An 18,796-nucleotide genomic window follows, 5' to 3' on the forward strand; every position below is an offset into this window, starting at 1 on the left:
ACCACGGAAACTGCGATAAGGGGGCTTCGGTCCCCTTATTTATTGCTATACGCGACTAAATCGTTTCGTATTTGCACGCTTCCTTCAGACTTGGTGGCCATCCTCGCTTCGTTCGTTCGGAGGACTGAATGCGCCGTCCTAATGCCCTGGAGGTGTTTCAAGCCGGCATGATCGTGCTGTTGATGGCGTCCGCCGTCCTCGGCATCATGACGCTGTCCTCCGCGATGGCGATGAAGTCCCGTGCCAGCGCCAGCCTGGAAGAGTTGCAGACCTTCGAACTCGCCTTCCATGCGGCCAATGCGATCGTCGAGGAACGTGCTCCGCTGGAAGCGGATCTGGCCTATACCGAAAGCGAGGATCGCGGACGCCGCGAGCTCCTGGTGCAGTTGCGGCGACACACCGACGAGGCACTGGACCGCTTCGAGCAGCGGGCCGAACAGACCGGTCTTGGCTCCACCTTGAACTTCGCCTTCCTCAAGGCCCAGCTGAAGAGCACGCGGGCGCGGGGCGACGGTCTCCTGGATATTACGTCGACCTCCTACGCCGTCGGCGTTCGGACCTCGGTCATCCGCGACATGATCTCCTCGTCGGAGACGATCGCGCCGATGCTCGCCATCGTCTGCCGTCGCATCGAGACGGCCGATCCCGGGCTCGGCGGAAAGGTCGGGATGGTTCGCCTTCTCGCCTCGCTGCATGAGTCCGCCCTGCGGTTGCCCTCCGTCATGCTGCCCTACGTCGCCGCCGGAACGGCGCTGCCGCGTGACGCACAGATGGAAGCGCTGCGGATCACCCAGCGCATTCATGCCCTCTGGGATGTCGGCGCGTCCCAACTCGTGTTCGGCGAGGACGCGGGCGAACTTCCTGCGGCGCTGGAGCGCTTGCGCTCCGACTATCTCGGCAAGGGCTTGCCGTTTCTCAGCCGGCAGATCGAGCGCGCCGCGATCGGCAATTTTCGCACGATGCCATCGGCCGACCGTATCCTCGAGGTCTATCGACCCACGACGGAGCCGATCGCCCAGTTGCGCGATCTCTATCTCGGCCGCATGACCATGGAGGCCAAGGACTTCTCCGCGCTGGCGACCATCCGCATGGTGGCCAGCCTCGTGCTGACGAGCGTCATCCTGTCGATCCTGCCGCTTCTGGCCTGGAACACATACCGTCAGGTGCTTCGTCCTCTTCTGGACTTCCGAGACCAAATCCTCTCGATCAGCGAACGGCGGACGATCACGACCTTGCCCTATACGGGCTCCGTGCCTCAGGTGCGCAGCCTGTTCGGCGCGCTCCAGACGTTGCAGGATCGCGAGCGCGAGCGGATCGCGCTCGATGGCGAGCGCGCGGCTCTGGCGGAGCGGCTGCGGCTTCTGTCGGTGACCGACGAACTGACAGGTCTTCTCAATCGTCGGGGCTTCGACGCGACGCGCCACAGCGGGCCGCCGCCGAGCCTTTCGCTCTCCGGCGACATCGCGCTCTTGACGCTGGATATCGATCACTTCAAGGCGGTGAACGACACCTATGGCCATAAGGCAGGGGACATCGTGCTGCAGGCCATCTCCCGTGTGCTCGACACGGAAGTAGGGCTGACGGGCGTCGTCGGGCGTTATGGCGGGGAGGAGTTCGCGATCCTTCTTTGGGACGGGGATCTCGTCCAGACGCAGATGCTGGCGGAACGGCTGCGGGCGCGGATCGAAGCGACGGCCGTTCCCATCGGCGAAGGGCTGAAGCCGCTGCGCGTGACCGCCAGCTTTGGCATCGCTTTCGGTGCGCATCAGGGCGCGGACTGGACCGCCCTGCACGAATACGCCGACGAGGCGCTCTATGCCGCTAAGATGGCGGGGCGGAACCGCGTGCGCATCACCAACCGGATCGTCGCCAACTGGGCCGACGTCAAGTTCGGGCCCCCTGCCGCCCCATCCAAAGGGATGAAGGCCGTCAGTCGGTCCTGACCAGAACACGGCCCGTCATCGAGAAGACGAGATCGCCAGTTTCGTCATGCGCCTCGATATGGGTCGTCAGCAGCCCCCAACCGGCAAGCCGGGCCGTGCGACGCTTGCCCGTCACGGTCTGCGTGTAGCGAAGCGTCTCACCCGCCAGAACTGCCCGATGCCAGACGAGATCGGACACGCCGGGAGAGGGGCCGAAGGCGAACTCCGCGCCCTTGCGATGGAATTCGACATTGAGCCGCATGAAGGCCGCCGCGACATGCCATGGTGAGACATGGCCGCCCGGTGGCTCGCGCGCGGCGAGCGGATCGAAATGCCGGAGGAAAGCGTCCACCCCGCTCGGCTCGAAGCAATAGGTGCCGAGATCGTCACGGCGCCCGATCTCGATCCGCTCGTAGGCGCTCATGGCGAGTCGGCAGGACGACTTTGGAGGAAGACGGCATAGTCGCACAGGAGCAGCGTCTCGCCCGAGCCCTGCTCGCGCAGCGTGTTGCGCATCTGGCAGATGCCGAAGCCGGGGCGGGACTGCGAGAGGCGGCCTTCCAGCACCTCCGCCTCGCCGATCAGGACATAGCCCGGACGAACGGGGCGCAGCCACTTGATCTCCGACACGCCGGGCGATCCATGCGAGGCGCAGTCGAGCAGGAAGCTGTCGCACATCATGCGCATCATCATCGCCGTCGTGTGCCAGCCCGAGGCCGAGAGGCCGCCCAACAGCGACCGGTTCGCCGCGTCCTCGTCGAGATGGAAGGGCTGAGGATCGAAGGATCGGGCGAAGTCCAGAACCGCCTCGCGCTCGACCGTATAGGGGCCGAGCGAGAACTGCGTACCCGGCGTGAAGTCTTCGAAATAACGCAACAAGGCCTCCCAAAACGCTGCTCGGGGGCAGGATAAGGGAAGCCGGGAACGGGCGCCAGACGGGCCGGACTTGCATCCGGCCCGGCACCTTCACTCGGATCAGACGTTGAACTTGAACATCATGATGTCGCCGTCCTGAACGACATATTCCTTGCCTTCGTCGCGCGCCTTGCCGGCTTCCTTGGCCGCGACTTCGCCGCCCAGCGCGACGAAATCGTCGTAGCCGATGGTCTGGGCGCGGATGAAGCCCTTCTCGAAATCGGTGTGGATCACGCCGGCGGCCTGCGGGGCCTTCGCGCCGCGCTTCACCGTCCAGGCACGCGTCTCCTTCGGGCCTACCGTGAAATAGGTGATGAGGTCGAGAAGCCCGTAGCCCTCAGCGATCAGCCGGTCGAGGCCGGGCTCGGCAAGACCCATCGCGTCGAGATATTCGCCGACCTCATCTTCGCCGAGCTGGGCGATCTCGGCCTCGATCGCGGCGGAGATGACGACCGAGCGCGCGCCCTGGCGCTGAGCCATCTCGTCCACGGCGCGGCTGTGCTCATTGCCGGTGGCCGCATCGCCTTCGGCGACGTTGCAGACATAGAGAACCGGCTTGGAGGTCAAGAGATTGAGATTGCGCAGCTCGCGCCGGTCGTCGGCGTCGAAGCCGGCCAGGAGCACGCGCGCGGGCTCGCCGTTCTGAAGGCGGGCAAGCGTCGCTTCCATCACGGGAAGCTGCGCCATGGCCTCCTTGTCCTTGCCCTGCGCCTTCTTGCGGGTGCCGGTGATGCGGCGCTCCAGGCTTTCGAGGTCGGAGAGCATGAGCTCGGTCTCGACCGTCTCGGCGTCCGCAACCGGGTTGATGCGGCCCTCGACATGCGTGATGTCGTCGTCCTCGAAACAGCGCAGCACATGGACGATGGCGTCCACTTCGCGGATATTGGCGAGGAACTGGTTGCCTAGACCTTCGCCCTTCGAGGCGCCGCGCACCAGGCCGGCAATGTCCACGAAGGTGATGCGGGTGGGGATGATCTGTGCCGACTTGCCGATCTTGGCGATGGCGCCCATGCGTTTGTCCGGCACGCCGACATCGCCGGTGTTCGGCTCGATCGTGCAGAACGGATAGTTCGCGGCCTGCGCCGCCGCCGTCTTGGTCAGCGCGTTGAAGAGGGTCGACTTGCCGACGTTCGGAAGCCCCACGATACCGCAGCGAAAGCCCATGCTCGTTCCTCGATCTCAAGGGCGCGTCAGGCGCCCGGCGCCGCGCCGCGAGGGCGGGCGATGGTGAAGTGAAACTCAGTCGCCGCCGAACAGCTTCTTGAGCATTCCGGCCATCGGGCCAGTGGCGGGGAGGGCGGGCTTGCCGCCCGCGCGAGCCTGCCGGATATGGCTCTGGCCCTTTGGCGCGGCGGCGGCGGATCTGGGCGCAGCGCCCTTGGCGCCCGCCGGTTCCTGCGAGCCGCCGGTGGCGAGCGAAAGTCGGTTCATGAAGACCGCGTCCTCGCCCTTGACCAGCGCGCCGGCATGGCGGGCGATCTCGCCGAGCAGCATCTCCAGCCATTCGCGATCTACCTTGGCGAAGTCGCCCAGCACATGCGGGTTGACCCGCTCCTTCGAGCCGGGATGGCCGATGCCGAGCCGCACGCGGCGATAGTCCTTGCCCAAATGGGCGTCGATCGAGCGCAGTCCGTTGTGGCCGCCATGGCCGCCGCCGGTCTTCACCCGCACCTTGCCGGGCGGCAGGTCCAGCTCGTCATGGAAGACGACGAGGTCGGCAAGCGCGATCTTGTAGAAGCTGACGGCGGCCTGCACCGAGCGCCCGCTGTCGTTCATGAAGGTGAGCGGCTTCAGAAGAAGAACCTTCTCGCCCTCGATCGAACCTTCCGCGATCTCGCCATGGAACTTGCGGGTCCAGGGGCCGAACCGGAAGGCGCGGGCGATCTCGTCCACCGCCATGAAACCGATATTGTGCCGGTTGCCCTCGTATTGCGGGCCAGGATTGCCCAATCCGACCATCAGCAGCATGTCGCGGGATCCTTCGTGCCGTCTCTCGCGCATTGAAGAGGGCGCGGGCGAGGAAGCCTCGCCCGCGCCAGCAGGAGCAGCCGCGTGCGGCTTACTTGTCTTCGGCCTCGCCGGCGACGGCGGTCTCGGCGCCTTCGACTTCGTCCGCCTCTTCGCCCATCGGCGGAACGACGGTGGCGATCACGAAGTCTTCGTCCGTCGACAGCGAAACGCCCTTCGGCAGCTTCAGGTCGGACGCGTGGAGCGCGTCACCGATGTCGAGCTGGCCCGCGTCGAGCGTGAAGCCCTCGGGGATCGACTCGGCCGAGCAATGCACTTCGATGTCGTGGTGGACGACGTTGAGCGTGCCGTTCTTGCCCTTGATGCCGGGCGCCGCGTCTTCGTTCTCGAAGTGCACGGGGATGCGGACGGTCACGACCGTGCGCGCCGACACGCGGAGATAGTCGACATGGGTCAAGGTGTCCTTGACGACGTCGAGCTGGTAGTCCTTCGGCAGGACGCGGATCGACTGGCCGCCGACCTCGATCGTCGCGACGGTGGTCAGGAAGCCACCGGCGTGAAGCTTGAGGAAGGTTTCCTTGTAGGGGACGGCGATCGGCAGGGCGTCCTGCTTATCGCCGTAGATGACGGCCGGAACCATGTTGTTGCGGCGCAGATACCTGGCGGCCCCCTTGCCGACCTTCTCGCGCAGCTCGGCCTTGACCGTGTAGCTCTCGCTCATGATGAATTCCTTTTGGGTTCGTTCAGAGGTTGTCGAGGCGGTATCCGCCAGCGGCGGACCGAAACGACGAAAAGCGGCCATGGCAGGCCGCTTTTCGTCCGCGCTGCCTCCAAGGGTGTCCGCGCGGACGGGGTGCCTATAGCGCGGAGACGCCTTTTCCGCAAGAAGTGCGCGCCGATTGCAGCTCCGGGGCGTCGGGGCTAGGATTCCCGTGGCTCAGGAAAGAAGGCGCATGTCCACGCTCACCACGATCGGCTTCGATGCCGACGACACGCTTTGGCAGAACGAAACCTTCTTTCGGCTGACGGAGCAGCGCTTCGTCGACCTTCTCGCCGAGCATGGTGACGCCGCGGCGATCGGCCGACGCCTTCTCGACACGGAAAAGCGCAATCTCGAATTTTACGGCTTCGGCATCAAAGGCTTCACCCTGTCGATGATCGAGACCGCGATCCAGCTGACGGAGGGGAGGGCTCCCGCGAGCCTCGTCGAGGAGATCCTCGGTTTCGGCCGGGAGATGCTGCGTCACCCGGTCGAGACGCTGCCCGATGCGCGTGAGACGCTGGAGAGCCTGTCGGGCGAGTACCGCCTCGTGCTCATCACCAAGGGCGATCTGTTCGACCAGGAGCGCAAGCTCGCGGCCTCGAGGCTCGGCGATCTCTTCCAAGCCGTGGAGATCGTCTCGGACAAGACTGAGGCGACCTACGCCCGGATCTTCGCCCGGCATGGCGACGGGCCGGAGCGGGCCATGATGGTGGGCAACTCGCTGCGCTCGGACGTTCTACCCGCGCTCGCCGCCGGAAGCTGGGGCGTCCACATGCCCCATGAACTGACCTGGGAATACGAACACGCCGAGGCACCGCTGGAAGCGCCGCGATTTCGGCGCATCGAGGGGCTGGCAGACCTTCCCGCCCTGATCCGGTCGATCGGCGGGTAGAGCCGGGATCAGTCGAAGAGCGAGGAGACGGACTGCTCGGTCGTGGTGCGCGAGATGGCTTCGCCCAGCAGCGTCGCGGTGGTGACGACGCGGATGTTGCGGGCTTCGCGGATCGCCTTGGTCGGCTCGATCGAATCGGTGATGACCAGCTCTTCGATGCTGGAGGCGGCGATGCGCGCCACCGCCCCGCCGGACAGCACGCCATGCGTGATATAGGCGCGGACGCCCTTGGCGCCGGCTGCCATCAGCGCGTCCGCCGCGTTGCAGAGCGTGCCGCCGGAATCGATGATGTCGTCGATCAGGATGCAGTGCCGCCCCTTCACGTCGCCGATGATGTTCATCACCTCCGACTCACCCGGCTTTTCGCGGCGCTTGTCGACGATGGCCAGCGGCGCGTCGAGGCGCTTGGCGAGCGAGCGGGCGCGCACCACGCCGCCGACATCTGGCGAGACGACCATGACATGGTCGGTCTCCAGATGTTCCTTGATGTCGCGCGCCAGGAGGGGAACCGCGAAGAGATTGTCGGTCGGAATGTCGAAGAAGCCCTGGATCTGCCCGGCATGGAGATCCATCGTCATCACGCGGTCGGCGCCGGCCTCGGTGATGATGTTGGCCACCAGCTTGGCCGAGATCGGGGTGCGGCCGCCAGCCTTCCGATCCTGCCGCGCATAGCCGAAATAGGGCAGGACGGCGGTGATGCGTCGCGCCGAGGCGCGCCGCAGCGCGTCGATCATGATGAGCAGTTCCATCAGATGATCGTTGGCGGGATACGAGGTGGACTGAATGACGAAACAGTCCTCGCCGCGCACGTTCTCCTGGATTTCGACGAAGATTTCCTGGTCCGCGAAACGCTTCACCGATGCGAGGCCGAGAGGCAGCTCCAGATACTTGCCGATGGCTTCGGCGAGGCTGCGATTGGAGTTGCCGACAAAGAGTTTCATCGTGTCCCGCACCAGTGCATGAGGATTCGCGTCGCGCCGCTGAGCGAATTTGGAGACGCCGTCAAGCCGTCCGCCGTTGCGGCGCTCATAACAAGATCATGGAAAGATTCAAGCTTGCCGCCCATAAATCCGGTGGGAATGGCAAACGCCGCGTGGCATGGCGCCGACGCCCTCATCCGACGAAGGGAAGGTCGAGCGCCAGGCGCGAGAGCGATTCCGGCGCCCCGTCGGTGGTGAGGTAGGTCTGGCCGAGCGACATGGCCGTCTCGCTGTCGGAATCCATCAGGATCATATGCGCGAACAGCGTCATGCCCGGCCGGATCGGCTCGGCATTGCCCGACACGAACATCTGCGGCTCGATCCAGGAGGGCGCGAAGCGGGCGCCGACCGAGTAGCCGCAGGCCGACAGGCGATGGCGCACCATGTCATGCTCCTCAACCACGCGGGCATGGGCGTCGAACACGTCGCCGAACGTATGGCCCGGGCGCATCACGGCCTCGATCGCCGCCATTCCCTGCCGGGCCGCTTCGAACAGTTCCTCGTGCCGCATCAAGGGGCGCCCGACGATGACGGTGCGCATCGCGGGGGCATGGTAGTTGGCCCGCACGCCGGCCCATTCCACGGTTAGCTGGTCCTGCGCCGCCAGCGCGCGGCGACCCGAGCGGTAGCGGCAGAGCAGCGCGTCCGCGCCCGAGCCGAGGATGAAGGGATTGGCGGGATAGTCGCCGCCGGCGCGAAGGATCGAGCCTTGCAGCGCGTGGAGCAGTTCGGACTCGTCCGCGCCCTCGCGCACCAGGGGCATCATGGCCTCGAACGCGTCGTCGCCCATCCGGGCGGCCTCCCGGACATAAGCGATTTCCGCTTCGCTCTTCACCAGCCGCAGCGTCGGCACGAGATCGGAGGCGTCGAGCAGCGTCGCGAAGGACCCGAGCTTCTCCTCCACCAAGCGGCCGTTGGCGGCGGTCAGCCCCTGTGTCGCCCATTCCACGCCGACCCGCGCGCCGAGCAGGCCCATGTCGTCCATTACGTCGCGCAGCTCGATGGCGGGGTTCGCACCACCGCGATCGCGCCAGAGCACGATCGTCTCGATATTGGACGTGTGGCGCGCCTGCCGGAGATCGGCCGAGCGCGTCACGAGACGCATCTCGCCGTCGGCCTTCACCACCAGACACTGGAAGAAGTGGAAGCCGAATGTGTCGTAGCCGGTCAGCCAGTACATGGAGTCCTGGGCGAAGACGAGCAGCGCGTCCAGCTTGCGCTCGCTCATCTCGGCCTGGAGGCGGGCGCGACGGGTCGCGAATTCGTCCGGTGAAAAATGCAGCATGGGTCTCGCTCCGGCTGGCGGCGGCGGTCAGAGCAGAACGATGGCCGAAAGCTGACGGCCGTAGTCCGGCTCGCCGCGATGGGTCGTGCGGCGAAACGAGTAGAAGCGCGCTTCGTCGGCATAGGTACAGGCGCCGACGAAGGAGGCGTCCGCGCCGAGCCGCGCGAGCTTGGCCACGATATAGGCCGGCAGGTCGAGCTGTCGCTTCCCCTCGCTTCGGCCGGGAGCGAAGAAGCGGGCGTTGTCGCCGTCCTCGACCAGGAAGGGCTCCATCATCCCGGCGTCCACCTCGTAGTTCGGCTGGGTGATGGTGGGGCCGAGAACGGCCGTGATGCGCTCGCGCCGCGCACCGAGGCCTTCCATCGCCTCCACCGTCCGGTCGAGAACCCCGCCGAGCGCCCCGCGCCAGCCGGCATGGGCGGCGCCGATCACGCCGGCCTCCGCGTCGTTGAACAGGACTGGTCCGCAATCGGCTGTCACCACCCCGATAGGCAAGCCGCGCACTCGCGTCGCCACGCCATCGGCCTTGGGTCGTTCCGCGCCGAAGGGCGCGTCCACGACGGCGACGTCGGGCGAATGAATCTGCCAGGGCGTTGCAAGTGCGCCGTCCGCCCGGCCGAGAAAGCGCGCCGCGAGTGCCCGGTTCTCCGCCACGTCCGCCGGCACGTCGCTGGAGCCGGCGCCGACATTGAGACCGCGATAAAGCCCTTCGGAAACGCCGCCGGAGCGCGTGAAGAAGGCGTGGTCTACTCGGCCGGTGCGCCGCAGCGCCTCGACCTGCAGGACGTCGTCGGGCCGCAGGTGTGGGGAGGAAGCCGGGTTTCGATCGGGCATGGGCGGGATGGTGGGGGACGCGGCGTCGGGAGTCAACGAAACTCTCCTTCGGACAAGAAAGGCGGCAGCTCGAGCGCAAGGGTAGAGAGCGCGGCGACCTTGAACAGTTCGCCCATGTCGCTCGGTCCGTTTCCGGCGAGACGATGCACGGCCTGCGTCACGGCCGCGCGCCCGGCCTCGTCCAGCGGCGCGCCCAGCGCGCCGGCCCGCTCCAGCAGACCGAGCGCCAGGAGAAAGGCGCCCTGCGTCGTCGCGGCGGCGTGCCGCACGCCGGTGCCGCGCGCGACCTCCAGCACCCGCTCGAAATCCACATGGCTGGTGATATCGGCTTCTCCGGCCCGCTCCAGAACGGAAGCGAAGCGATGGCGACGCAGGGCCTGAAGCGTGTCGCCGAAGCCTGTGGAAGCATGACCGTAGTCGATCAGAACAGCGGCGCCGCCATGCGCCACGAGATGCCGCGACAGGTCCGCCACCACGCGATCGCGCTCTGGCGAAAATTCGAAGACCGCGCCCTCAGTCGGAGTCCCGAGCCGCGCCAGCGCCGCCGGGACGGCAGGCAGCGGCGCGCCGTCGCCAAGCTGGAGCGCTCCTTCATCGTTCAGCGTAACCTCGCACTCGCGCCAGGCACCGGCGGAAAAGCGGATCTGGCGGATGGCGATCGCGTCGAGAAGCTCGTTGCCGACGAGAAGAAGCGGCAGCGGCTCCAGTTCGCCAAGGCGCCGATGGCGCCCTATGGGCAGGTCGAAGCGCGACAGGCGCTCGATCTGCCGGGTTGCCAGCCGGTCGCTGGTTTCAACAAGGCGCACGCGCGCGGCGCGCAGCATGTCGCGGTCGAGTTGTCCCACGCTGCGCAGGATGTCGGCCATCAGCGAGCCGCGACCAGGGCCGATCTCGCACAGGAGAAAAGGCGAGGGTCGGCCCATTCCGCGCCACGCCGCCACCAACCAAGCGCCGAGGAGTTCGCCGAACATCTGGCTGATCTCGGGCGCGGTGGTGAAGTCGCCCGTCTCGCCGAACGGATCGCGGCTGGTGTAGTAGCCGTGGTCGCGGTCGAACAGGGCGATGTTCCAGAAGCGGTCGAGACGCATCGGACCCTCTGCCCTGATCGTCTCGCGCAAGCGCCGGTCGAGCGGCGTCGGCTCTCCGGCGCTCAAGCTTGGCTGGGCTCCGCCGGGGCGGGAGCGCGATAGGCACGTGGCTTGGCGGTCAGGACGGCCCAGACGCCGACGAGCAGCATGGGCACCGAGAGGATCATGCCCATCGTCACCCAGCCGGTGCCGAGGAGATAGCCGAGCTGCGCGTCCGGCATGCGGAAGAACTCCACGAAGATGCGGGCGCAGCCGTAGAGGAAGATGAAGACGCCAGCTGTCAGGCGCGGGCGGCCCAGGGCCTTCAGCCCATGCGTCATGAAGCGAAGTGCCAGAAACAGGACGATGCCTTCCAGCGCTGCCTCATAGAGCTGGCTGGGATGTCGCGGTTCCGGCCCGCCATGCGGAAAGACCATGGCCCAGGCGACGTTGCTCGGCGCGCCCCAAAGCTCGCCATTGATGAAATTGGCGATACGCCCGAAGAACAGGCCGAAGGGCACGGAGGCAGCCACGACGTCCACCAGCGAGAAGAAGGGCACTTTCTGCGTCCGGCAGAACAGGAGCATGGCGATCGTCACGCCGATCAGCCCGCCATGGAAGGACATGCCGCCTTCCCAGATGCGAAACGCCGAAAGCGGGTCGGCGGCGATCCGGTCGAAATCGTAGAAGAAGATCGAACCGAGCCGCCCGCCCGCCACGATGCCGATCGTGATCCAGACGATGAAATCGTCGATCTGCGTCTTCGTGATGGGCGAAACGCCGTTCGGCCAAAGGCGGGGGGTGGAGACGAGATGGCGCCCGTACATCCAGCCGCAGAGAATGCCCGCGACATAGGCGAGGCCATACCAGCGCAGCGCGATCGGGCCGATCTGGAGAAACACGGGATCGATCTGGGGATAGGTGAGGATGCCCAGGGCGGCTTGCGTCAGCATAGGCTCGAGATCTCTCTGGCTTCGGGGCGTGGCGCCGGCCGGGACCGTTTGCGACGGGTCGGCCTCGCGGTCAAGCCGCGCGGCGCTCCATTGCCAAGCGCCGCGCGACCGCCTACCTCCAAGGAACGTTGAAGCCATCGGAGCCCAGCCATGACCAACCGAGGACCGAACCGCATGTTGGACGAGTTCGCCCGCATGATGACCGACGCGGCCGGCGCGGCTCAGGGCGTGCGCCGCGAGATGGAAACCGTCTTCCGCACCCAGGGTGAGCGCTTCATCAACCAGATGGACCTCGTCCAGCGCGAGGAGTTCGAGGTCGTCCGCGAAATGGCGACCAAGGCTCGTCTGGAAAACGAGGCGCTGAAGAAGCGCATCGCCGAGCTGGAAGCGCGACTGGGCGGCGAGATCAAGCCGGCCGATGTGCCCGAGGCGATGTAGTCGATTTCTCTCTCTAAGAGAGGGAGCGAGGCGGTTCGGAGCCATCCGGGCCGCCTTTTTCGTGGCCCGAAACGGGACGGTGAGACGGTCGGAATCCGGCTTGCAAAGCGGCTCGAATCTTATCCACAGCCTATGCACAGATTTGTGCGGGACTCGCCGGAATACTTGCGAATCGGAAAAGCCTTTTCGGGGAGTCGCTTATCCCCGAAGGCTGGTTTCGACCACACCCGAAAACCCTTTGAAAACGATTAAAATCCCCGCTGCGCTCTGGCATCCGGAGTCCCGCTCTATACACTGATTCATAAGGTTGATTCGCCACGGCGGCGGTCGGCCCGGAGTGCGGAAGCGGGGCGTGCGAGGCACGCGCTCTGCGGACGGTGGGCAGCGTGCGGCGCCCGCTGGTCCCGTCTCAGGTGCGGCATGGGGATTGAGATGCAACTGGCAGAATGGGAACCGAGGCGTCACACCAACCCGGTGGACGTGATCGAGCGCGTCGCGTCGCGTCGCGAATGGGCCTTCGAGCGGTGCTGCGAGAACGAGATCGAAGTCGCCGTGGCGGGCGTCTGGTCCGACTATTCCGTCTCCTTCTGCTGGATGGAGGATGCGGAAGTCCTACACCTCGGATGTGCCTTTTCGATGAAGGTGCCGGCCCGGCGCGAGGGGGAGGTGCTGCGCCTTCTCGCCAAGATCAATGAGCAGCAGCTTCTCGGCCATTTCGACCTGTGGCCCTCGGAAGGAGCGGTGATGTTCCGGCACACGATGCTCCTGCCGGGCGGTCAGCAGCCTTCGGGCCAGCAGGCCGAGCGTCTTCTCGCGGCGGCGCTGGAAGCCTGCGAGCGCTACTATCAGGCCTTCCAGTTCGTGCTCTGGGCCGACCGGGACGCCGAAGGCGCCCTGGCCTGCGCCGTGTTCGACACGGTGGGGAACGCCTGACATGTCGGATGCATCGGGTTTTTCGGCGGGTAAGCTGACGCTTCTCGGCGGCGGCAACATGGGCGGGGCGATGCTGCGTGGCTGGATCGCCGCCGGGCTCGACCCATCGAGCGTCACCGTGGTCGATCCGCGCCCGTCCGATGCCATCGCGCCTCTGTTCGAACAGGGCGTGCGCCACAGCACCACGGCGCCGGCCGAGCCGCAGGACGTGGTGGTCCTGGCCGTAAAGCCGCAGCTTCTGGACGAGGCGGCGGCGCCTCTGGCCTCTTCGCTCGTGGCCGGCACGCTGGTGATCTCGGTCGCGGCCGGGCGCACGATCGCATCGATCGAGCAGCTGCTCGGCGAGCATCCCGTCGTGCGGGCCATGCCGAACACGCCGGCCCTGATCGGGCGTGGCATCACGGGGGCCTTCGCCAATGCGCGGGTGGACGCGCATGCGCGCGCCGTCGCCGACCGGCTCCTGTCGGCTAGCGGCCCGGTGGAATGGGTGAGGTCTGAAGCCGAGATCGACATGGTGACGGCCGTCTCGGGCAGCGGGCCGGCCTATGTCTTCCTTCTGGCCGAGGCGCTGGCCGAGGCGGGCGCGGCGGCCGGGCTCGACCCGGCGCTCGCCATGCGCCTTGCCCGGCATACGGTGGCCGGCGCCGGCGAATTGATGATCCGCGCCGAGGAGGAGCCCTCCCAGCTTCGACGCAACGTCACCTCGCCCAAGGGCACGACGGAGGCCGCGCTCACGGTCCTGATGGCGGAGGATGACGGATTCGGCCCGCTTCTGCGCCGCGCTGTCTCGGCGGCCAAGACCCGAGCCGAGGAGCTGTCGAAGGGATGAGCGAAGCCACCAGCCCGACTGCGCAGATCGGTATCGAGGATTTTCTGAAGGTGGATGTGCGCATCGGCACGATCGTCTCGGCCGAACCGTTTCCGGAGGCGCGCAAGCCCGCCTTCAAGCTCGTGATCGATTTCGGACCCGAGATCGGCCAGAAGAAGTCGTCCGCGCAGATCATCGTGCGCCACGGTCTCGACGATCTCGTCGGGCGTCAGGTCATGGCCGTGGTGAACTTCCCACCCCGCCAGATCGGCCCGATGCGCTCGGAAGTTCTAACGCTCGGCTTTCCCGACGAGGACGGCAACGTGGTTCTCGCCGCGCCGAGCCAGCGCGTTCCCGACGGCGGACGCCTCTTTTGACGACCTTCCGGCTCTCCGTTCAAACGGGGAGCCGCACCATGGCTTTCAGGCCCCCGAGTTTAGAATCCGACAGGAGAATGTCGCCGCCATGGCTGCGCGCGATGTCGCGGGCGATGGCAAGGCCGAGCCCGGTGCCTCCCGCGTCGATATTGCGCGCCTCGTCCAGCCGCACGAAGGGCTTGAAGACCTCCTCGCGCATATCGGCCGCTATGCCCGGACCGTCATCCTCCACCGAGATCGTCAGCCAGCGGTCGTCGTGCCGTGCTGAAATCCGGATCTGCGTGCCGTGGCGCAGCGCGTTGGCGACGAGATTGCCGACAAGGCGGGTGAATGAGTCCGGCCGCACGGTGATCAGCGGGTCGCCCAGAATGTCGGTCGTGATCGCCCGGTCCTTGAGCGCAGCCTCGCTCTCAAAACGCGCGAACAGGCGGTCGAGATCGAGCTCGCCTACATCCTCGCCGGCCTCGCCCTTGGCGAAGGCGAGATAGCCCTCCAGCATCCGGCCCATCTCGTCGACGTCCTGCTCCAGCTCCTGCCGGTCCTCGTTGTCGTCAAGCAGCGCGAGCTGAAGGCGAAAGCGGGTGAGCACGGTGCGCAGATCATGACTGACGCCGTTCAGCATCTGCGTGCGCTGCTCGATCTGCCGCTCGATGCGATCGCGCATCTGGATGAAGGCGACGGAAGCCCGGCGCACTTCCGACGCACCGCGCACGCGAAAATCCGGCGGCATGGGAAGCCCGCGCCCGAAGCCCTCCGCGGCTTGCGCCAGCTTCTGGATCGGGCGGATCTGGTTGCGAAGGAACGCGATGGCGATCAGCAGAAGAACGGCCGAGGTGCCGAACATCCAGACCAGGAAGATGTGCGTGTTCGAGGCGTAGGCCGAGTTGCGCGGGGCGAAGACGCGCAGCAGGTGATGAGGCAGCTGGACGCGGATTTCCACGATGCGCGACTCGCCCACCGTGTCGATCCAGAAGGGCCGCCCGATCTGGCGCGTCAGCTCCTCCGACAGGATCCCGTCGAGAATGTTGAAGAAGGGCTTGGGCGCGGGCGGGGGCAGAGGCTCTGGGGGCAGCACCAGGACATTGAGCCCCAGCCTCTCCCGGGCGATCCGGTTGATCGTCAGGAATTCGGGGTCCTGCGGGTATTGGTCGATGATGTCGATCACCGCCGCGATGTCCTGCACCACGGCGGTCGAGAGACGCTGCGTCACGGTCTGCCAGTGCCGCTCCATGAACACGAAGGCGAGCACGGATTGCAGCAGCACCATCGGCGCGATGATGATGATGAGCGAGCGGGCATAAAGGCCCTTGGGCGTGCGGCGCGAGACGAAGCGTGGCACATGCCGGAACGGCCCGCGCCAGAAGCGCGGCTTCTTGACCGGGGGAAGACCGGGCAGGGAGGGGAAGCGGTCCGTCCGCCAGCGCTCGAACAGCGTCATCGCGCCGGGCTCCTTCTGGTCCTGTCAATCGACGTTCAGGCGATAGCCGATGCCGCGCACCGTCTGCAGCCAGAGCGGGTTGGCCGGGTCGCTTTCGATCTTGCGGCGCAGGCGGTTGATCTGCACGTCCACGGTCCGCTCGCCCACATCCGCCTCGCCGCCGAGCAGGTCCTGCCGGTGGATCGTGTCGCCGGCCTTCTGGGCGAACTGGACCATGATGTCCTGCTCGCGCTCCGTCAGGCGGATGATCTCGGTGCCGCGCTTCAGCTCGCGCCGCGACAAAGAGAAGGTGAAGGGCCCGAAGCGGACATGCTCGACCTTCTGGATCGGCGAGGTGTTGCCGCGCTTCAGGATGTTGTTGACGCGCAGAAGCAGCTCGCGCGGGTCGAAGGGCTTAGAAAGATAGTCCTCCGCCCCGGCCTCGAGGCCCAGGATGCGATCGTCGGTTTCCGAGCGCGCCGTCAGCATGAGGATCGGGATGTCGCGGATGGCCGAGAGCGAGCGCGTGAGGTCGAGCCCACTTTCACCGGGCATCATGACGTCCACGATCATCAGGTCGAAATCGAGCCCCACGAGAATGCGCCGCGCCTCGGCGGCGTCGGCCGCGACGGACACGCGAAAGCCGCGTTCGCTGAGGAAGCGCGAGAGAAGGCTGCGGATGCGGCGATCGTCGTCGACGACGAGCAGATGCGGCGCGTCGTCGTCCAGCGCCTCCTGGCGCCCCAGGCCCTCGGACAATGTCACAGGCTCACGTCTCCCTTCCGATCCCTTGTCGGGCGAACCAGTCCCGCGCCGCCTTGCGGTCGATCCCCATTTCCAGAAGAAAATCGTTCACGGGGGCCGGATCGTCCAGCGCCGCCGCGCGAAACGCGGCATCGATACGCCGAACCTGCGCGCGCGACAGTTCGAGCGTCAGAGTGCGGCCTTTTTCCGTCGGGAAGAGCCGGCGCTGGCGGCGATCGTCGCTGCCGGGCACCTGCACCACGAATTCCTCGTCGATCAGCTGGCGCAGGACGCGCGACAGAGATTGTTTGGTGATCTGAAGGAGTTCCAGGAGATCGGCCACCGTCATGCCCGGTGCGCGGTTGACGAAATGCAGGATGCGGTGATGCGCGCGGCCGAACCCATATTGCGTCAAAAGCGAGTCGGCGTCCGCCGTGAACTCGCGATAGGCGAAGAAGAAGAGCTCGATCAGGCGAAAGTCGAGCTCGCCTCGCGTGGGCAGCGGGTCTTCCACGATGCGGGGGCCTGCGGGCCGGGCAGTCTCGGGCAATGCGGCATCCATCAAAATAGGTCAGCAATGTTGACGTATATTCCATCCATTGTTACACCCTTGCGCATGGGTTGGAACAGTCCGTCGCCCGCTGCCGATTTGCCTCGGCACCTTCGGTTATAGGGCGTCGTCTGTTCCGACCGTCGCCGATCCGCCGCATCCGGCTGCTTTCTCTTGAAGGTGCCAGCCGCCCGTGGCTGATTGCGAAGGGGAGGGGCGCGCGGCCAGAGGGCGGCGCGGCCGAACGATCAGGAAAGGGCGCCCGCGACCGGGCGTGACAATCATCATGAGCACCGTGGCATTCGATGCGCTCGACGGCGAAATCTGGTTCAACGGCGAATTCGTGCCTTGGCGGGATGCCAAGGTTCACGTCCTCACCCACGGCCTGCATTATGCCAGTTCCGTCTTCGAGGGCGAGCGCGCCTATGGCGGCGAGATCTTCAAGCTGCGCGAGCACACCGAGCGGCTGATCGAATCCGGCCGCATCCTGGGCTTCACCGTGCCCTATTCCGCCGAGGAGATCGACGCGGCCTGCAGCGAGCTTCTGCGGCGGCAGGGCTTCCAGGACGCCTATGTCCGGCCGATTGCTTGGCGCGGTTCAGAGAGCATGGGCGTGTCGGCCCAGAAGAACCGCATCAATGTCGCGGTCGCGATCTGGCAATGGCCGAGCTATTTCGACCCCGAGCAGCGCATGAAGGGCATTCGTCTCGACATCGCGGAATATTGCCGGCCCGACCCGCGCACCGCGCCCTCGCGCGCCAAGGCCGCCGGCCTCTACATGATCTGTACCCTTTCGAAACATGCCGCCGAGGCCAAGGGCTATGCCGACGCCCTGATGCTGGACTGGCGCGGTCTGGTGGCCGAGGCCACCGGCGCCAACGTCTTCTTCGTGCAGGACGGCAAGATCCACACGCCGAACCCGGATTGTTTCCTCGACGGCATCACCCGCCGCACGGTGATCGATCTGGCGCGCCGTCGCGGCATCGAGGTCGTGGTGCGGGCCATCCAGCCGGAGGAAATGGAAGGCTTCACCGAATGCTTCCTCTGCGGCACGGCGGCGGAGGTGACGCCGGTGTCCGAGGTCGGCCCCTATCGCTTCCAGCCCGGCGAGATCACCCGCCAGCTGGTCGAGGACTATATGGCCGAGGTCCAGCCCAAGCGCCTCGCGGCCGAATAGTCGTTAGGCCTCCTTCGATGCGAAGCCGGCTCCCGTCGTGGGGCCGGCTTTTTCGTCGGCGCCATGCGGTTCGAGCCCGCCCGGCGCCCTATCATAGGCCGTGCCCCGTCGCGGATGTCGCAAGGATGACCATGAGCCGCCTTTCCATCGAGATCGTTCCCGTCACCCCGTTCCGGCAGAACTGCTGCATTCTCTTTGATACGGAAGAGAAGCGCGCCGTCGTGGTGGATCCCGGCGGCGACGTGCCGGCGATCCTGGAGGCGATCGATCGGCTCGGCGTCACCGTCGAGGCCATCTGGCTGACCCATGGCCATATCGACCATGCCGGCGGCGCGATGGACCTGAAGGACGCGACCGGCGCGGAGATCATCGGGCCGCACAAAGCGGACCAGTCGCTCCTGTCGCGCCTGGAAGATCAGGCCCGCATGTTCGGCCTTTCGGGCGGCGTGCGCAACGCCGCGCCCGATCGCTGGCTGGAGGAGGGCGAGACGCTGGAACTCGGGCCCCATCGCTTCGAGGTTCTGCACACGCCCGGCCATTCGCCTGGCCATGTCGTGTTCTTCGAGCGGGAATCGCGCTTTCTCCATGCGGGCGACGTGCTCTTCGCCGGCTCGATCGGCCGAACCGATCTTCCGGGCGGCGACCACGCGACGCTCCTGCGCTCGATCCACGAGAAGGTCCTGCCGCTGGGAGACGATGTCGGCTTCCTTTGCGGTCACGGGCCGGGAAGCCGCCTCGGCGTGGAACGACGCAGCAATCCGTTTCTGATCTGA

General features: G+C 66.4%; 21 protein-coding genes. 8 read left to right on the plus strand and 13 right to left on the minus strand.

Features of this window, described 5'->3' with window-relative positions:
- Positions 1-128: 128 nt before the first annotated feature.
- Entirely contained in the window at positions 129-1,943 is a 1,815-nt protein-coding gene (locus M673_RS08215; RefSeq protein ID WP_061975224.1) for a GGDEF domain-containing protein, read from the plus strand.
- Here the strand turns inward: M673_RS08215 and M673_RS08220 are convergent.
- From M673_RS08220 to M673_RS08240, 5 genes are all read right to left on the minus strand, one after another.
- Positions 1,930-2,346: a hypothetical protein gene (locus M673_RS08220; RefSeq protein WP_061975226.1), complete on the minus strand. Its 417-nt coding sequence runs from the start codon at positions 2,344-2,346 to the stop codon at positions 1,930-1,932. The two genes, M673_RS08215 and M673_RS08220, sit on opposite strands and share 14 nt — an antisense overlap.
- A complete protein-coding gene (locus M673_RS08225) occupies positions 2,343-2,798 on the minus strand; it encodes a MaoC family dehydratase (protein ID WP_061975228.1) in 456 nt (151 codons plus the stop codon). The genes M673_RS08220 and M673_RS08225 overlap by 4 nt, the downstream gene beginning before the upstream one ends.
- 99 nt (positions 2,799-2,897) lie before the next feature.
- Positions 2,898-4,001: a redox-regulated ATPase YchF gene (ychF, locus tag M673_RS08230; RefSeq protein WP_061975230.1), complete on the minus strand. Its 1,104-nt coding sequence runs from the start codon at positions 3,999-4,001 to the stop codon at positions 2,898-2,900.
- Positions 4,002-4,076: 75 nt separating this feature from the next.
- Positions 4,077-4,805, minus strand: coding sequence for an aminoacyl-tRNA hydrolase (pth, locus tag M673_RS08235; RefSeq protein WP_061975232.1), 729 nt, complete (start codon positions 4,803-4,805; stop codon positions 4,077-4,079).
- A gap of 91 nt (positions 4,806-4,896) precedes the next feature.
- Positions 4,897-5,526, minus strand: coding sequence for a 50S ribosomal protein L25/general stress protein Ctc (locus tag M673_RS08240; RefSeq protein WP_061977734.1), 630 nt, complete (start codon positions 5,524-5,526; stop codon positions 4,897-4,899).
- Between the two features lie 232 nt (positions 5,527-5,758).
- Between M673_RS08240 and M673_RS08245 the strand changes: the two genes are divergently transcribed.
- Positions 5,759-6,460 carry an HAD family hydrolase gene (locus M673_RS08245; RefSeq protein ID WP_061975234.1) on the plus strand — a complete coding sequence of 234 codons (702 nt, stop codon included), beginning with the start codon at positions 5,759-5,761 and terminating at the stop codon, positions 6,458-6,460.
- An 8-nt stretch (positions 6,461-6,468) separates the two neighbouring features.
- On the opposite strand, the gene M673_RS08250 is transcribed toward M673_RS08245, so the two are convergent.
- The 5 genes from M673_RS08250 to lgt form a co-directional block, all read right to left on the minus strand.
- Complete coding sequence (locus tag M673_RS08250; protein WP_061975236.1) at positions 6,469-7,401, minus strand: ribose-phosphate pyrophosphokinase; 933 nt, start codon at positions 7,399-7,401, stop codon at positions 6,469-6,471.
- Between the two features lie 172 nt (positions 7,402-7,573).
- Positions 7,574-8,725: a M24 family metallopeptidase gene (locus M673_RS08255; protein WP_061975238.1), complete on the minus strand. Its 1,152-nt coding sequence runs from the start codon at positions 8,723-8,725 to the stop codon at positions 7,574-7,576.
- Positions 8,726-8,752: 27 nt separating this feature from the next.
- Complete coding sequence (gene pgeF / locus M673_RS08260) at positions 8,753-9,559, minus strand: peptidoglycan editing factor PgeF (RefSeq protein ID WP_061977735.1); 807 nt, start codon at positions 9,557-9,559, stop codon at positions 8,753-8,755.
- A 32-nt stretch (positions 9,560-9,591) separates the two neighbouring features.
- A complete protein-coding gene (locus M673_RS08265) occupies positions 9,592-10,713 on the minus strand; it encodes a class I SAM-dependent methyltransferase (protein ID WP_061975240.1) in 1,122 nt (373 codons plus the stop codon).
- Complete coding sequence (lgt, locus tag M673_RS08270; protein WP_061975242.1) at positions 10,710-11,579, minus strand: prolipoprotein diacylglyceryl transferase; 870 nt, start codon at positions 11,577-11,579, stop codon at positions 10,710-10,712. Before lgt ends, M673_RS08265 begins: the two co-directional genes overlap by 4 nt.
- Before the next feature lie 174 nt (positions 11,580-11,753).
- On the opposite strand from lgt, the gene M673_RS08275 reads away from it, so the two are divergent.
- The 4 genes from M673_RS08275 (at position 11,754) to M673_RS08290 (ending at position 14,135) form a co-directional block, all read left to right on the plus strand.
- On the plus strand, positions 11,754-12,017 hold the full coding sequence (locus tag M673_RS08275; protein ID WP_374755543.1) for an accessory factor UbiK family protein: 264 nt from the start codon (positions 11,754-11,756) through the stop codon (positions 12,015-12,017).
- 432 nt (positions 12,018-12,449) lie between these two features.
- Positions 12,450-12,950 carry a YbjN domain-containing protein gene (locus tag M673_RS08280; protein ID WP_061975246.1) on the plus strand — a complete coding sequence of 167 codons (501 nt, stop codon included), beginning with the start codon at positions 12,450-12,452 and terminating at the stop codon, positions 12,948-12,950.
- A 1-nt stretch (position 12,951) separates the two neighbouring features.
- The gene (gene proC, locus M673_RS08285) at positions 12,952-13,779 is read left to right on the plus strand and encodes a pyrroline-5-carboxylate reductase (RefSeq protein WP_061975247.1); all 828 of its coding nucleotides are present in this window, start codon (positions 12,952-12,954) and stop codon (positions 13,777-13,779) included.
- The gene (locus M673_RS08290) at positions 13,776-14,135 is read left to right on the plus strand and encodes a tRNA-binding protein (protein WP_061975251.1); all 360 of its coding nucleotides are present in this window, start codon (positions 13,776-13,778) and stop codon (positions 14,133-14,135) included. The genes proC and M673_RS08290 overlap by 4 nt, the downstream gene beginning before the upstream one ends.
- A 19-nt stretch (positions 14,136-14,154) precedes the next feature.
- Here M673_RS08290 and M673_RS08295 read toward each other — a convergent pair whose 3' ends face one another.
- Genes M673_RS08295 through M673_RS08305 form a run of 3 tightly spaced genes read right to left on the minus strand, consistent with a single transcriptional unit; the run spans position 14,155 to position 16,858 of the window.
- On the minus strand, positions 14,155-15,573 hold the full coding sequence (locus M673_RS08295) for an ATP-binding protein (protein ID WP_244493053.1): 1,419 nt from the start codon (positions 15,571-15,573) through the stop codon (positions 14,155-14,157).
- 24 nt (positions 15,574-15,597) lie between these two features.
- The gene (locus M673_RS08300) at positions 15,598-16,311 is read right to left on the minus strand and encodes a response regulator (protein ID WP_082639241.1); all 714 of its coding nucleotides are present in this window, start codon (positions 16,309-16,311) and stop codon (positions 15,598-15,600) included.
- Positions 16,312-16,321: 10 nt separating this feature from the next.
- Positions 16,322-16,858: a MarR family winged helix-turn-helix transcriptional regulator gene (locus tag M673_RS08305; protein ID WP_061975253.1), complete on the minus strand. Its 537-nt coding sequence runs from the start codon at positions 16,856-16,858 to the stop codon at positions 16,322-16,324.
- A gap of 274 nt (positions 16,859-17,132) precedes the next feature.
- On the opposite strand from M673_RS08305, the gene M673_RS08310 reads away from it, so the two are divergent.
- Positions 17,133-18,023 carry a branched-chain amino acid aminotransferase gene (locus M673_RS08310; protein WP_061975255.1) on the plus strand — a complete coding sequence of 297 codons (891 nt, stop codon included), beginning with the start codon at positions 17,133-17,135 and terminating at the stop codon, positions 18,021-18,023.
- A gap of 131 nt (positions 18,024-18,154) precedes the next feature.
- Positions 18,155-18,796, plus strand: coding sequence for an MBL fold metallo-hydrolase (locus tag M673_RS08315; protein WP_061977738.1), 642 nt, complete (start codon positions 18,155-18,157; stop codon positions 18,794-18,796).

The organism is Aureimonas sp. AU20 (assembly GCF_001442755.1).
Taxonomy (GTDB): Bacteria; Pseudomonadota; Alphaproteobacteria; order Rhizobiales; family Rhizobiaceae; genus Aureimonas.

What these genes read in the sequence shown, in the direction of transcription:
- M673_RS08215 (WP_061975224.1), top strand. Translation starts at nt 129, where the DNA reads ATGCGCCGTCCTAATGCCCTGGAGGTGTTTCAAGCCGGCATGATCGTG.
- M673_RS08220 (WP_061975226.1), bottom strand. Translation starts at nt 2,346, where the DNA reads ATGAGCGCCTACGAGCGGATCGAGATCGGGCGCCGTGACGATCTCGGC.
- ychF (WP_061975230.1), bottom strand. Translation starts at nt 4,001, where the DNA reads ATGGGCTTTCGCTGCGGTATCGTGGGGCTTCCGAACGTCGGCAAGTCG.
- pth (WP_061975232.1), bottom strand. Translation starts at nt 4,805, where the DNA reads ATGCTGCTGATGGTCGGATTGGGCAATCCTGGCCCGCAATACGAGGGC.
- M673_RS08240 (WP_061977734.1), bottom strand. Translation starts at nt 5,526, where the DNA reads ATGAGCGAGAGCTACACGGTCAAGGCCGAGCTGCGCGAGAAGGTCGGC.
- M673_RS08245 (WP_061975234.1), top strand. Translation starts at nt 5,759, where the DNA reads ATGTCCACGCTCACCACGATCGGCTTCGATGCCGACGACACGCTTTGG.
- M673_RS08250 (WP_061975236.1), bottom strand. Translation starts at nt 7,401, where the DNA reads ATGAAACTCTTTGTCGGCAACTCCAATCGCAGCCTCGCCGAAGCCATC.
- M673_RS08255 (WP_061975238.1), bottom strand. Translation starts at nt 8,725, where the DNA reads ATGCTGCATTTTTCACCGGACGAATTCGCGACCCGTCGCGCCCGCCTC.
- pgeF (WP_061977735.1), bottom strand. Translation starts at nt 9,559, where the DNA reads ATGCCCGATCGAAACCCGGCTTCCTCCCCACACCTGCGGCCCGACGAC.
- lgt (WP_061975242.1), bottom strand. Translation starts at nt 11,579, where the DNA reads ATGCTGACGCAAGCCGCCCTGGGCATCCTCACCTATCCCCAGATCGAT.
- M673_RS08275 (WP_374755543.1), top strand. Translation starts at nt 11,754, where the DNA reads ATGTTGGACGAGTTCGCCCGCATGATGACCGACGCGGCCGGCGCGGCT.
- M673_RS08280 (WP_061975246.1), top strand. Translation starts at nt 12,450, where the DNA reads ATGCAACTGGCAGAATGGGAACCGAGGCGTCACACCAACCCGGTGGAC.
- proC (WP_061975247.1), top strand. Translation starts at nt 12,952, where the DNA reads ATGTCGGATGCATCGGGTTTTTCGGCGGGTAAGCTGACGCTTCTCGGC.
- M673_RS08290 (WP_061975251.1), top strand. Translation starts at nt 13,776, where the DNA reads ATGAGCGAAGCCACCAGCCCGACTGCGCAGATCGGTATCGAGGATTTT.
- M673_RS08295 (WP_244493053.1), bottom strand. Translation starts at nt 15,573, where the DNA reads ATGACGCTGTTCGAGCGCTGGCGGACGGACCGCTTCCCCTCCCTGCCC.
- M673_RS08305 (WP_061975253.1), bottom strand. Translation starts at nt 16,858, where the DNA reads ATGGATGCCGCATTGCCCGAGACTGCCCGGCCCGCAGGCCCCCGCATC.
- M673_RS08310 (WP_061975255.1), top strand. Translation starts at nt 17,133, where the DNA reads ATGAGCACCGTGGCATTCGATGCGCTCGACGGCGAAATCTGGTTCAAC.
- M673_RS08315 (WP_061977738.1), top strand. Translation starts at nt 18,155, where the DNA reads ATGAGCCGCCTTTCCATCGAGATCGTTCCCGTCACCCCGTTCCGGCAG.